The sequence below is a fragment of the Allobranchiibius sp. GilTou38 genome (genome assembly GCF_017565325.1).
Taxonomy (GTDB): Bacteria; Actinomycetota; Actinomycetes; order Actinomycetales; family Dermatophilaceae; genus Allobranchiibius; species Allobranchiibius huperziae.
Map to the genome: position 1 here is coordinate 158,112 of NZ_JAGEKN010000009.1, position 12,181 is coordinate 170,292.

Genomic DNA, 12,181 nt, shown 5'->3' on the forward strand with positions numbered 1-12,181 from the left:
CATGAGCGAGAACCCGCAGGAGAAGACCGTGACCGATGACGATCGCAACTACCGCAAGACGCGGCAGGGCTACGTCGTGAGCGACAAGATGGACAAGACCGTCGTGGTCGAGGTCGAGGATCGCGTCAAGCACGCGCTCTACGGCAAGGTCATCCGTCGCACCACGAAGATCAAGGCGCACGACGAGACCAACGACTGTGGTGTCGGCGACCGCGTCCAGATCATGGAGACCCGCCCGTTGTCAGCGCACAAGCACTGGCGCATCGTGCAGATCCTCGAACGAGCGAAGTAACCCAAAAACCACTAGTTCCGCAAGGCTCACCGCTGCGCGGTGAGAACCAGTGAGACGACAGGAGAAAACCAGTGATCCAGCAGGAGTCGCGACTTCGCGTCGCCGACAACACCGGTGCCAAGGAGATCTTGTGCATTCGGGTTCTCGGCGGCTCGGGCCGTCGCTACGCCGGCATCGGTGACACGATCGTGGCGACCGTCAAGGACGCCATCCCCGGTGGCAACGTCAAGAAGGGCGACGTCGTCAAGGCTGTCATCGTGCGCACCCGCAAGGAGCGCCGCCGGGCCGACGGCTCGTACATCCGATTCGACGAGAACGCAGCGGTGATCCTCAAGGGCGACGGTGACCCCCGGGGCACCCGCATCTTCGGCCCGGTGGGCCGCGAGCTGCGCGAGAAGCGCTTCATGAAGATCATCTCGCTGGCCCCGGAGGTGCTCTGAACCATGGCGTTGAAGAAGAAGGTGGCGGCTCCTACCAAGCCGACCATGAAGATCAAAAAGAACGACCTGGTCCAGGTCATCAGCGGCCGTTCGCAGAAGAACGGCGGTGACCGGGGCAAGCAGGGCAAGGTCATCGCGGTGTACCCCGAGAACGGTCGGGTGCTCGTCGAGGGCATCAACCGGGTGACCAAGCACGTGCGTGCGGGTCAGCCCGGTGGTGGCTCCGGCGGCATCGAGGTCGTCGAGGCGCCGATCCACGTGAGCAACGTGGCCGTGGTCGACCCCGAGACCGGCAAGCCCACCCGTATCCGGACCCGCGTCGAGCAGGTCGAGCGTGACGGGCGCACCAAGACCGTCCGTACCCGTGTCGCGGTGCGTTCCGGAAAGGACCTGTGATGACTGCTACTGCCACTCCGACCACGACGGCATCGGCATCGTCGACGCCCCGCATGAAGGCGCGCTACCACGCCGAGATCAAGGCCGCACTGCGCGAGCAGTTCGACTTCGGCAACGTCATGCAGGTGCCCGGCGTCGTGAAGGTCGTCGTCAACATGGGTGTGGGCGACGCAGCCCGCGACTCCAAGCTGATCGATGGTGCCATCAAGGATCTCGCCGCGATCACCGGCCAGAAGCCGGCGGTCACCCAGGCCCGCAAGTCGATCGCGCAGTTCAAGCTGCGCGAGGGCATGCCGATCGGCGCGCACACCACGCTGCGCGGCGACCGTATGTGGGAGTTCCTGGACCGCCTCGTCTCGGTCGCTCTGCCGCGTATCCGTGACTTCCGTGGCCTGTCGCCCAAGCAGTTCGACGGCAACGGCAACTACACGTTCGGCCTCACCGAGCAGTCGGTCTTCCACGAGATCGACCAGGACCGCATCGACCGGGTCCGCGGGATGGACATCACGGTCGTGACGACCGCCAGCAACGACGACGAGGGCCGGGCGCTGTTGCGCGCACTGGGCTTCCCGTTCAAGGAGAACTGACCCGTGGCCAAGACCGCCCTAGTCAAGAAGTCCGAGCGCAAGCCGAAGTTCGCCGTCCGCGGCTACACCCGGTGCCAGCGCTGTGGCCGGCCGCACGCGGTGTACCGCAAGTTCGGCCTGTGCCGCATCTGCCTGCGTGAGATGGCACACCGTGGCGAGCTGCCCGGTGTGACCAAGAGCTCCTGGTGAGCTCGACGTACGTCGAACAACTTCCCGTCATGGGTCGCACCGATGCGAGCCAGGACATCACTACGAACTACACCGTAGGTCGGCCGCGGACATCCCGCGGCCCCGAAACCGCGGTGAGGAAGGGCAGAGCAGCCCAATGACCATGACCGATCCGATCGCGGACATGTTGACGCGGGTCAGGAACGCCAACTCGGCGCACCACGACTCCACGTCCATGCCGTTCTCGAAGTTGAAGTCCCACATCGCCGAGATCCTGCAGGCCGAGGGCTACATCGGTGGCTTCCGGGTGGAGGACGCCGAGGTGGGCAAGACCTTGATCATCGACCTGAAGTACGGCCCCAACCGGGAGCGCTCCATCGCGGGCGTCCGACGGGTGTCCAAGCCGGGTCTGCGTGTCTACGCCAAGTCCACGAACATGCCTCGCGTGCTCGGTGGCCTCGGTGTTGCGATCGTGTCCACGTCCTCCGGTCTGTTGACCGACCGGCAGGCAGCAAACAAGGGCGTTGGCGGGGAAGTCCTCGCCTACGTCTGGTGACCAGGAACTAAGGAGGAATCAACGATGTCTCGTATCGGACGTCTCCCCGTTCCGGTCCCGGCCGGAGTCGATGTGTCGATCGACGGTCGTACCGTCAACGTCAAGGGCCCCAAGGGTCAGTTGGATCTGACGCTGCCCGAGCCGATCACGGTCGCCCAGGACGAGGGTGTGCTGCAGGTGTCGCGGCCCAACGACGAGCGTGAGTCCCGCGCCCGCCACGGCCTCACCCGCAGCCTCATCAACAACATGGTCGTCGGTGTCACCGAGGGCTACACGAAGAAGTTGGAGATCCACGGCACCGGTTACCGCGTGGTCGCGAAGGGTTCCAACCTGGAGTTCGCTCTGGGGTACAGCCACTCGATCACGGTGACCGCCCCCGAGGGCATCTCCTTCGCCGTCGAGAACCCCACCCGGTTCTCGGTCACCGGCATCGACAAGCAGCTCGTCGGCGAAGTGTCGGCGAACATCCGCAAGTTGCGCAAGCCCGACCCGTACAAGGCCAAGGGCGTTCGCTATGAAGGCGAGCGCATCCGCCGCAAGGTCGGAAAGGCTGGTAAGTAAGCCATGGCAAAGATCATCAAGCGCTCCACGAGCAAGCAGGCTGCCCGGGCACGTCGTCACTTCCGGTTGCGCAAGCGCATCTCGGGTACGACGCAGCGTCCCCGGCTGGTCGTCTCGCGCTCCTCGCGTCACGTCTTCGTCCAGGTCGTCGACGACACCGTCGGCAAGACCGTGGCGTCCGCCTCCACGATGGAAGCGGACCTGCGCACCTTCGACGGTGACAAGACCGCCAAGGCCAAGCAGGTCGGCCAGCTGGTCGCCGCCCGCGCCAAGGAAGCCGGCGTGGAATCCGTCGTCTTCGACCGCGGAGGCAACAAGTACGCCGGCCGCGTCGCAGCGATCGCCGACGGCGCCCGCGAGGGTGGCCTGACCCTATGAAAACCCCACGAAGTTCTCCGCTAGCGCTCCGATACTTCGCGGGGACCCCGGGTCTGACGACTCGCATGTTTGCAATCACGAAGGTGAGGAACCACTGATGCCTGGACCCCAGCGTCGAGGTGCCGGTGGCCCGAGTCAGGGCACCGGATCCGACAACAGCAACGCCGCAGCCGGCGGCAACGACCGTGGCGGTCGTGGCGGCGGGCGCGGCGGCAACGACCGCGGTGGCCGCGGTGGCCGCGGAGGTGACGACCGCAACCAGTACCTGGAGCGCGTGATCACCATCAACCGCGTGTCCAAGGTGGTCCAGGGTGGCCGCCGGTTCAGCTTCACCGCGCTCGTCGTGGTCGGAGACGGCCAGGGCAGCGTCGGCGTCGGCTACGGCAAGGCCAAAGAGGTCCCCTCGGCCATCGCCAAGGGCGTCGAGGAGGCCAAGAAGAGCTTCTTCCGCGTCCCGATGATCGGCGAGACCATCCCGCACCCCATCCAGGGTGAGGCGGCCGCCGGTGTCGTGCTGCTGAAGCCGGCTTCGCCCGGTACCGGTGTCATCGCCGGTGGTCCGGTGCGCGCCGTCCTGGAGTGCGCCGGTATCCACGACGTGCTGTCCAAGTCGCTCGGCTCGGACAACGCGATCAACATCGTGCACGCCACGGTGGCGGCGCTGAAGGGCCTGGAGCGGCCCGAGGCCGTTGCCGCCCGCCGCGGGTTGCCGCTGGACCACGTGGCTCCGGCCCGTATGCAGCGCGCGATGGCGGAGGCTGCCGCGTCCGCGAAGGCAGGTGCGTGATGGCATCGCTGAAGGTGACGCAGATTCGTTCCGACATCGGTGGCAAGCCGCAGCACCGCGAGACCCTGCGTTCGCTCGGTCTCAAGCGCATCGGCCACACCGTCGTCAAGGAGGACCGTCCCGAGTTCCGCGGGATGGTCCGCTCGGTCGCCCACCTGGTGACCGTCGAGGAGACTGACTGATGACTGAGAACAACGCCGAGACGACCTCGGCACCGCTCAAGGAGCACGCGCTCAAGGTGCACCACCTGCGCCCCGCTCCTGGCGCGAAGAAGGCCAAGACCCGCGTGGGCCGTGGTGAAGGTTCCAAGGGCAAGACCGCCGGTCGTGGCACCAAGGGCACCAGCGCCCGCTACCAGGTGTCCGCCGCGTTCGAGGGCGGTCAGACGCCGCTGCACATGCGTCTGCCGAAGATGCGGGGCTTCAAGAACCCCGCCAAGGTGACCTACCAGGTCGTGAACCTGGACAAGATCACCGCCCTCTTCCCCGAGGGTGGCGCGGTCGGCACCTCCGAGCTCGTCGCCAAGGGCGCGGTCCGCAAGGGCGTGCCGGTCAAGGTGCTCGGCACCGGCGAGATCGGTGTGTCGGTGCAGTTGACGGTCGACGCGTTCTCGCACTCCGCCAAGGAGAAGATCGAGGCCGCCGGCGGTTCCATCACCTCGGCGTGACCCGTGCAGGCCTGCCGCCCCGGCGGTAGGCCAACCGGCGTACGAACCAGGCCTGCGCCCCGGTAGCGTGGCACCCTCACGAGGGTCTCGCCGCCGGGGCGTCGGCATGCCAGGTATTGTCAGCTCATTGCCCACCCGCCTCGCACGTCGACCGGGACGGCGGACCGGATGCTGAAGCGCCCGGTCAGTCCGTAGAACAGGTCGTCACCTCACCGGAGGTCGGCCGCCCGTAGGAGGACCTGTTGCTCACCGCCGCCGCCCGTGCGTTCAAGACGCCGGACCTGCGCAAGAAGATCCTGTTCACCCTCCTGGTGATGGCGATCTTCCGGCTCGGATCGCACATCCCCACCCCCGGGATCAGCTTCAAGCTGATCCAGGCCTGCCAGAAGGGCGCCGGGTCCAACCAGAGCTTCCTCGGTCTGGCCAACCTCTTCTCCGGCGGCGCCCTGCTGCAGCTGTCGGTCTTCGCGCTCGGGATCATGCCCTACATCACGGCCAGCATCATCGTGCAGCTGCTGACGGTGGTGATCCCTCGCTTCGAGGAGCTGAAGAAGGAGGGGCAGTCCGGCCAGACGAAGATGACGCAGTACACGCGTTATCTGACGATCGGTCTGGCGCTCCTGCAGTCCGCGACCCTGGTCACCGCCGCGAAGGCGAACCCCTCGACGCTGCTCGGTGGCGACTCCAGCACCTGCCCGACGATCATGCCGAACCAGGGCGTCTTCTACCTGATCATCATGGTGCTGGTCCTGACCGCCGGCACCGGCCTGATCATGTGGCTCGGTGAGCAGATCACCGAGCGGGGCATCGGCAACGGCATGTCGCTGCTGATCCTGACCGCCGTCGCGGCCAGGGTGCCCGGTTCGGTGTGGGCCATCCACGACCAGGGCTGGGGCAAGTTCCTGCTGGTCGTCGTGATGGGCCTCGTCGTCACCGTCGCCGTGGTCTTCGTGGAGAACTCCCAGCGACGCATCCCGGTGCAGTACGCCAAGCGGATGGTGGGCCGGCGGATGTACGGCGGGATGTCGACGTACCTTCCGCTCAAGGTCAACATGGCCAACGTCATCCCGATCATCTTCGCGACCTCCCTGCTGTCCCTCCCGGTGCTGCTCGCCGGGTTCGCCCAACCGAGCGACCGCAGCAAACCGGCGGCGGGCTGGGCGCAGTGGGTGCTGAACAACCTCAACCGCGGTGACCACTGGTCCTACATGCTGCTGTCGACGGTCCTCGTGGTGTTCTTCACCTTCTTCTACGTCTCGATCACCTACCAGCCCGAAGAGGTCGCGGACAACCTGAAGTCGGCGGGGTCGTTCATCCCCGGCGTCCGCGCGGGCAAGGCGACGGCGGACTACCTGAACTACGTGCTGACCCGCATCACCGTCGTGGGCGCGGTCTACCTGGGTGTCCTCGCCCTCATCCCGCTCATCGCCCTGGCGATGGTGGGTGCCAACTCCAACTTCCCGTTCGGGGGCGCCTCGATCCTGATCCTGGTGGGCGTCGGCCTGGAGACGGTGAAGCAGGTCGACTCCAAGCTGCAGCAGCATCACTACGAGGGATTCCTGCGGTCCGACGAGCCCGGTGCGAAGTCGAAGCCGAAGGCCTCCAAGGCAGCCAAGAAGGAGCAGACGGCAGGAGGCCGGGTGTGAGGTTGATCATCCTGGGCCCCCCGGGGGCCGGCAAGGGCACGCAGGCGGAACGGTTGTGCGCCACCCACGGGATCCCGCACGTGTCGACCGGTGACATCTTCCGGGCGAACATCAAGGACGAGACCCCGCTCGGCAAGCAGGTCAAGGACATCTTGGACGCCGGCGGCTACGTGACCGACGAGATCACCAACCAGATCGTCGCCGACCGGCTCGCGCAGCCGGACGCGACCGACGGGTTCCTGCTCGACGGCTACCCGCGCACCATGGCCCAGGTGGACGCTCTCGACGCGCTCCTGGCCCGTGACGGCCACCACGTCGACGGCGTGCTGCGCCTGATGGTCGACGACGACGAGCTGGTCGCGCGCCTCACCGAGCGCGCGAAGACCTCCGGACGCGTCGACGACTCCGAGCAGGTCATCCGGGAACGTCAGGAGATCTACAACAAGGAGACCCACCCGCTCGCGCAGACCTACGCCGAGCGCGGTCTGCTGCACGAGCTGGACGGCATGGGTGAGGTCGACGAGGTGACCCGTCGTATCGACGAGACACTCGACCAGCTCGTATCCCGCACGGCCTGACGCCGGCCGGAACCGTGTGATGTTCGGCAGGGAGCGACTGCCCGTCAAGACTGCCGACCAGCTGCACTCGATGCGCGCGGCGGGTCTGGTCGTCGGTCGGTGTCTGCAGATGGTGCGCGAACACGCCGTCGCTGGTACGACGACCGGCCGCCTGGACGACCTCGCACACGCCTTCATCCGCGATGCCGGGGCGACGCCGAGCTTCCTCGGCTATCAGGGCTTCCCGGCGACGTTGTGCATCTCGGTCAACGACGAGGTCGTGCACGGCGTCCCGGGGGAGCGGGTGCTGGAGGACGGCGACCTCGTCTCGGTCGACTGCGGCGCCATCGTCGACGGCTGGCACGGTGACGCGGCCATCACCCTGCCCGTCGGCGACTACGCCACCGCAGGAGACCGCGCGCTGACCCGCACCACCCGTGACGCGCTATGGGCCGGCATCGCCGCGTTCCGGCCGGGGCGCGGTGTCTACGAGCTCGGCCAGGTCATCGAGGAGCGCGTGGCCGCGGGAGCGGCGGCCTGGCAGGCGGACGGCCTGTCGGTCGACTTCGGCATCGTCGACGGCTACACCGGGCACGGCATCGGGCAGGAGATGCACATGGAGCCCACCGTCTTCAACGAACGGGTGCGTGCCTCCGGGCCGGTCATCCGCGAGGGGGCGACCGTCGCGATCGAGCCGATGGTCACTCTGGGCGGTCACGAGACCCACGAGTTGGAGGACGGCTGGACCGTCCGGACCGATGACGGGGCGCGGGCGGCCCACTGGGAGCACACGGTCGCGGCGACGCCGGGCGGCCTGTGGGTGTTGACGGCGGTCGACGGCGGCGAGGCCGACCTCGCGGCGGCGGGCGCGACCTACGCGCCCCTGCGCTGACGAAACCGGGGCATGACCTGCATCGTTGAGGCAGGATGACCGGTTGACGGGTCAATCGGACCGGGCGACGGGCCGCAGCGAGAAAAGTGGGCGATGAGCGACTTCGAGAACTTCTTCCCCCGCGAGCCGCAGACCCAGCAGGACGACGACGACGACTTCGAGTACCGCCGCGACCTTCGCGACGGCCACACCGCCGTGCTGCCGTTGCTGCTCGGCGGCCTGCTCGGGGCGGTTGCCTTCGCGATCGCGGGGTTCGCCGTGGGAACCGCCCGCAGCGGGGGTGGCACGTCCGCCGCCGCGAGCACGACCACCGCCTCCACCACCGTCACCACCACGGCCGCCCCCGTCACCACGACCGTCTCGAGCGTGTCGACGGCGGCGGGCCGTGAGCAGACCCGGGTCCTCACCACCACGTTGGCGGCCGCGCCACGCACGGTCACGATGACCGGCTCCGTCACGACCGTTCGAACACCCGGCACGACCGTGACCCGCACCGCGAGCGCGAGCACCACCCCCACCGTGACCCGGACCGCGCCCGGCACCACCGTGACGCGCACCGCGACCACGACCGCGACCGTGACGGTCACGGCGCGGCCGACGCGGCCTCGGTGAGCCATCGGGGGCGCAACATCGGCACCGCGTGACCGGTGCGTCGTTCGGCGCGATTTGGGCGGGATCAGTGGGACAGGTAAGCTGATGTGTCGGTTCACGGGTGTGTTCCGCGCTACATCGTGCCCAGGACGGGTTCGGCTTGCGCGACCACCTCTTCCTCGTCTCGATCCCACGGCGGGCCCTTGCGGCCCTCGTGCGGTGAGGACGCGGACCGGGGGGTCGCAGGCAGACTCGCGAATCGACATTCCAGGGACGTCCATCATGGGCGCACCCGTTCCGCAGGTGAGTTGGAGGACATGGCCAAGAAGGACGGTGTCATCGAGATCGAGGGCACGATCGTCGAAGCTCTCCCGAACGCGATGTTCCGGGTGGAGCTGAGCAACGGTCACAAGGTGTTGGCCCACATCTCAGGGAAGATGCGACAGCACTACATCCGGATCCTCCCCGAGGACCGCGTCGTGGTGGAGCTCAGCCCGTATGACCTGACCCGTGGCCGCATCGTCTTCCGGTATCGCTGACGGAGCAACTGCACGAACCCATCACTGCCCGATCCCGTTCGCGGGTGTCGGGCACCGACTTCGAAGACAAAAGGTGCGATGAAAGTCCAGCCGAGCGTCAAGAAGATCTGTGACAACTGCAAGGTGATCCGCCGTAACGGCCGGGTCATGGTGATCTGCGAGAACGCCCGCCACAAGCAGCGGCAGGGCTGACCCGCAGCCAACCGGCAGCGGTCGCGTTCTTCGCCTAGAACGCGCACGTCACAACTTCATACGACGACACATATCAGTGCGACGACGTACGTCGTCGCTATTGCAGGTACCCGGCCCCGGTGAGCACTCCTCACCGGACGTCACCCCCGGCTCGGAGGCCGGGGACCCATCTCAGCCCACTCCGGCTGGTCATGGGACCGGTACCCGCACCAGACCTCCGAAGACACACAGGAGAACCGCCAGATGGCACGCCTCATCGGTGTCGACCTGCCGCGCGAGAAGCGCGTCGAGGTCGCACTCACCTACATCTACGGCGTGGGTCGCACCCGCGCCACTCAGACGCTGGAAGCAACCGGCGTCAACCCGGACACCCGTGTCCGTGACCTCAGCGAGGAGGAGCTGGTTCAGCTCCGCGACCACCTCGAGGCGAGTTTCCGCCTCGAAGGTGACCTGCGCCGTGAGGTGGCCGCCGACATCCGCCGCAAGGTGGAGATCGGTTCCTACCAGGGCCTGCGTCACCGTCGCGGCCTGCCCGTGCACGGCCAGCGCACCAAGACCAACGCGCGTACCCGCAAGGGCCCCAAGCGCACCGTCGCCGGCCGCAAGAAGGCGAAGTAAGACCCCACCGGGGTCCGTCCCTTCGCTCTTCCACCCTCGTTACTCGCTGAAGTCGAACCAGGAGATTCATACATATGCCTCCCAAGAGCCGCCCCGCGGCCGGCGCCAAGAAAGTGCGCCGCAAGGAGAAGAAGAACGTTGCGGCAGGCCACGCCTACGTTCGCAGCACCTTCAACAACACGATCGTCTCGATCACCGACCCCAACGGCGCCGTCATCGCATGGGCCTCGTCCGGTCAGGTCGGATTCAAGGGCTCCCGCAAGTCCACGCCGTACGCCGCGCAGATGGCCGCCGAGGCCGCTGCGCGTCGGGCGATGGAGCACGGCATGAAGAAGGTCGACGTCTTCGTCAAGGGCCCCGGCTCCGGTCGTGAGACCGCGATCCGCTCCCTGGCCGCCGCCGGCCTCGAGGTCGGCGCCATCCAGGACGTCACCCCTCAGCCGCACAACGGTGTCCGCCAGCCCAAGCGTCGTAGCTGAGCGCCGACCCGAGTCTTTCAAGGAGATCTGAATCATGGCCCGTTACACCGGCCCCATCACCAAGAAGTCGCGTCGCCTCAAGACCGACCTCGTCGGGGGTGACAAGTCCTTCGAGATGCGCCCCTTCCCGCCCGGCCAGCACGGCCGCGGCCGGATCCAGGAGAACGAGTACCTCCTGCAGCTGCAGGAGAAGCAGAAGGCTCGCTTCACCTACGGCATCATGGAGAAGCAGTTCGTCCGCTACTACAAGGAAGCCGTCCGCCGTCAGGGCCGGACCGGTGAGGTGCTCCTCACCATCCTGGAGTCGCGGCTGGACAACGTGGTCTACCGCGCCGGCCTCGCCCGCACCCGTCGTGCGTCGCGTCAGTTGGTCAGCCACGGCCACTTCCAGGTCAACGGCAAGAACGTCGACATCCCGTCCTACCGGGTGGAGCAGTACGACATCATCACCGTTCGCGAGAAGTCCCGCGAGATCTTCCCGATCCAGCTGGCTCGCGAGACCTTCGGTGAGCGCCCGGTCCCGGCCTGGCTGCACGTCGTGCCCGGCACGCTGCAGATCCTGGTGCACTCGCTGCCGACCCGCGCGCAGATCGACAGCGTGCTGACCGAGCAGCTGATCGTGGAGCTCTACTCCAAGAACTGATCCCTCCTCGGTTGTCAGCGGATTCCTGGCGGATACGCCTCGAATCCGCTGACAACCGGTGAAGGTCACTGCAGAACGCGCGTGAGTGGACCGAAGCTCACGCGCTGCGTACACGAGGCGTCAAATAGCGGTCGCCCGTGGGAAGGAAAGAAACAGTGCTCATCGCACAGCGCCCCACCCTGAGCGAGGAAGTCGTCGCCGACAACCGCTCACGGTTCGTCATCGAGCCGCTGGAGCCCGGCTTCGGCTACACGCTCGGCAACTCCCTGCGCCGGACCCTGCTGTCCAGCATCCCCGGTGCCTCCGTCACCAGCCTGCGCATCGATGGTGTGCAGCACGAATTCACCACGATCCCCGGTGTCAAGGAAGACGTCACCGAGATCATCCTCAACATCAAGAGCCTGGTGGTGTCCTCCGAGCAGGACGAGCCGGTCGTCATGTACCTGCGCAAGCAGGGCCCCGGCGCCGTCACGGCTGCCGACATCGCGCCGCCCGCAGGCGTCGAGGTGCACAACCCCGACCTGCAGATCGCGACGCTGAACGACTCCGGCAAGGTCGAGATGGAGCTGACGGTCGAGCGTGGCCGCGGTTACGTCTCCGCTCAGCAGAACAAGTCCGCCGATCAGGAGATCGGCCGTATCCCGGTCGACTCCATCTACTCCCCGGTGCTGTCCGTGACCTACAAGGTCGAGGCCACCCGTGTGGAGCAGCGCACCGACTTCGACAAGCTGATCGTGGACGTCGAGACCAAGAACTCGATGGCCCCCCGTGACGCGATGGCCTCGGCCGGTATGACGCTGGTCGAGCTCTTCGGTCTGGCCCGCGAGCTCAACGTCGAGGCCGAGGGCATCGACATGGGCCCCTCGCCGACGGACGCCGTTCTCGCGGCTCACCTGTCGATGCCGATCGAGGACCTGGACCTCACCGTCCGCTCCTACAACTGCCTCAAGCGCGAGGGCATCCACACCGTGGGTGAGCTCGTCGGACGCAGCGAGGCCGACCTGCTCGACATCCGCAACTTCGGTGCCAAGTCGATCGACGAGGTCAAGGAGAAGCTGGTCGAGATGGGTCTGCAGCTCAAGGACAGCCCTCCCGGGTTCGACGCGAGCGCCATCGCCGACCGGTACGACGACGATGAGGATGCACCCGAGACCGACGTCAGTTTTGCCGAGGACGAGCAGTACTGAGCCGC

At 67.0% G+C, this 12,181-nt stretch carries 21 protein-coding genes; all 21 read left to right on the top strand.

Annotated elements, in window-relative coordinates; genetic code table 11:
• Position 1: 1 nt before the first annotated feature.
• The 21 genes from rpsQ (at position 2) to JOB34_RS13745 (ending at position 12,176) form a co-directional block, all read left to right on the top strand.
• Complete coding sequence (gene rpsQ / locus JOB34_RS13645; RefSeq protein ID WP_208053205.1) at positions 2-292, top strand: 30S ribosomal protein S17; 291 nt, start codon at positions 2-4, stop codon at positions 290-292.
• Between the two features lie 71 nt (positions 293-363).
• A complete protein-coding gene (gene rplN, locus JOB34_RS13650; RefSeq protein ID WP_145229687.1) occupies positions 364-732 on the top strand; it encodes a 50S ribosomal protein L14 in 369 nt (122 codons plus the stop codon).
• A gap of 3 nt (positions 733-735) precedes the next feature.
• The gene (rplX, locus tag JOB34_RS13655; RefSeq protein ID WP_243758099.1) at positions 736-1,128 is read left to right on the top strand and encodes a 50S ribosomal protein L24; all 393 of its coding nucleotides are present in this window, start codon (positions 736-738) and stop codon (positions 1,126-1,128) included.
• Complete coding sequence (rplE, locus tag JOB34_RS13660) at positions 1,128-1,715, top strand: 50S ribosomal protein L5 (protein WP_179482568.1); 588 nt, start codon at positions 1,128-1,130, stop codon at positions 1,713-1,715. The genes rplX and rplE overlap by 1 nt, the downstream gene beginning before the upstream one ends.
• A 3-nt stretch (positions 1,716-1,718) precedes the next feature.
• Entirely contained in the window at positions 1,719-1,904 is a 186-nt protein-coding gene (locus tag JOB34_RS13665; protein ID WP_179482566.1) for a type Z 30S ribosomal protein S14, read from the top strand.
• Between the two features lie 136 nt (positions 1,905-2,040).
• A complete protein-coding gene (gene rpsH / locus JOB34_RS13670) occupies positions 2,041-2,439 on the top strand; it encodes a 30S ribosomal protein S8 (protein ID WP_179482564.1) in 399 nt (132 codons plus the stop codon).
• Between the two features lie 24 nt (positions 2,440-2,463).
• Positions 2,464-3,000 carry a 50S ribosomal protein L6 gene (gene rplF / locus JOB34_RS13675; protein ID WP_179482562.1) on the top strand — a complete coding sequence of 179 codons (537 nt, stop codon included), beginning with the start codon at positions 2,464-2,466 and terminating at the stop codon, positions 2,998-3,000.
• A gap of 3 nt (positions 3,001-3,003) precedes the next feature.
• Positions 3,004-3,378, top strand: a complete 375-nt coding sequence (gene rplR / locus JOB34_RS13680; protein WP_208053206.1) for a 50S ribosomal protein L18 — start codon at positions 3,004-3,006, stop codon at positions 3,376-3,378.
• A 97-nt stretch (positions 3,379-3,475) separates the two neighbouring features.
• The gene (gene rpsE, locus JOB34_RS13685; RefSeq protein WP_208053207.1) at positions 3,476-4,165 is read left to right on the top strand and encodes a 30S ribosomal protein S5; all 690 of its coding nucleotides are present in this window, start codon (positions 3,476-3,478) and stop codon (positions 4,163-4,165) included.
• On the top strand, positions 4,165-4,347 hold the full coding sequence (gene rpmD, locus JOB34_RS13690) for a 50S ribosomal protein L30 (RefSeq protein WP_179482556.1): 183 nt from the start codon (positions 4,165-4,167) through the stop codon (positions 4,345-4,347). The genes rpsE and rpmD overlap by 1 nt, the downstream gene beginning before the upstream one ends.
• Complete coding sequence (gene rplO / locus JOB34_RS13695; protein WP_208053208.1) at positions 4,347-4,832, top strand: 50S ribosomal protein L15; 486 nt, start codon at positions 4,347-4,349, stop codon at positions 4,830-4,832. The genes rpmD and rplO overlap by 1 nt, the downstream gene beginning before the upstream one ends.
• A 242-nt stretch (positions 4,833-5,074) precedes the next feature.
• The gene (gene secY / locus JOB34_RS13700; RefSeq protein ID WP_208053209.1) at positions 5,075-6,478 is read left to right on the top strand and encodes a preprotein translocase subunit SecY; all 1,404 of its coding nucleotides are present in this window, start codon (positions 5,075-5,077) and stop codon (positions 6,476-6,478) included.
• Positions 6,475-7,056, top strand: a complete 582-nt coding sequence (locus JOB34_RS13705) for an adenylate kinase (RefSeq protein ID WP_208053210.1) — start codon at positions 6,475-6,477, stop codon at positions 7,054-7,056. Before secY ends, JOB34_RS13705 begins: the two co-directional genes overlap by 4 nt.
• Before the next feature lie 19 nt (positions 7,057-7,075).
• Positions 7,076-7,927: a type I methionyl aminopeptidase gene (map, locus tag JOB34_RS13710; RefSeq protein ID WP_208053211.1), complete on the top strand. Its 852-nt coding sequence runs from the start codon at positions 7,076-7,078 to the stop codon at positions 7,925-7,927.
• Between the two features lie 93 nt (positions 7,928-8,020).
• Positions 8,021-8,539 (top strand): hypothetical protein, encoded by a 519-nt coding sequence (locus tag JOB34_RS13715; RefSeq protein WP_208053212.1) that lies wholly within the window; start codon positions 8,021-8,023, stop codon positions 8,537-8,539.
• Positions 8,540-8,835: 296 nt separating this feature from the next.
• Complete coding sequence (gene infA / locus JOB34_RS13720) at positions 8,836-9,057, top strand: translation initiation factor IF-1 (protein WP_013493543.1); 222 nt, start codon at positions 8,836-8,838, stop codon at positions 9,055-9,057.
• A gap of 78 nt (positions 9,058-9,135) precedes the next feature.
• The gene (gene rpmJ / locus JOB34_RS13725) at positions 9,136-9,249 is read left to right on the top strand and encodes a 50S ribosomal protein L36 (protein WP_179482544.1); all 114 of its coding nucleotides are present in this window, start codon (positions 9,136-9,138) and stop codon (positions 9,247-9,249) included.
• Positions 9,250-9,492: 243 nt separating this feature from the next.
• Positions 9,493-9,867 carry a 30S ribosomal protein S13 gene (gene rpsM, locus JOB34_RS13730; RefSeq protein ID WP_179482543.1) on the top strand — a complete coding sequence of 125 codons (375 nt, stop codon included), beginning with the start codon at positions 9,493-9,495 and terminating at the stop codon, positions 9,865-9,867.
• 74 nt (positions 9,868-9,941) lie between these two features.
• Positions 9,942-10,346: a 30S ribosomal protein S11 gene (gene rpsK / locus JOB34_RS13735; RefSeq protein ID WP_179482542.1), complete on the top strand. Its 405-nt coding sequence runs from the start codon at positions 9,942-9,944 to the stop codon at positions 10,344-10,346.
• Between the two features lie 34 nt (positions 10,347-10,380).
• Positions 10,381-10,989, top strand: coding sequence for a 30S ribosomal protein S4 (gene rpsD / locus JOB34_RS13740; protein WP_179482541.1), 609 nt, complete (start codon positions 10,381-10,383; stop codon positions 10,987-10,989).
• 155 nt (positions 10,990-11,144) lie between these two features.
• A complete protein-coding gene (locus JOB34_RS13745; RefSeq protein ID WP_208053213.1) occupies positions 11,145-12,176 on the top strand; it encodes a DNA-directed RNA polymerase subunit alpha in 1,032 nt (343 codons plus the stop codon).
• Positions 12,177-12,181 lie beyond the last annotated feature (5 nt).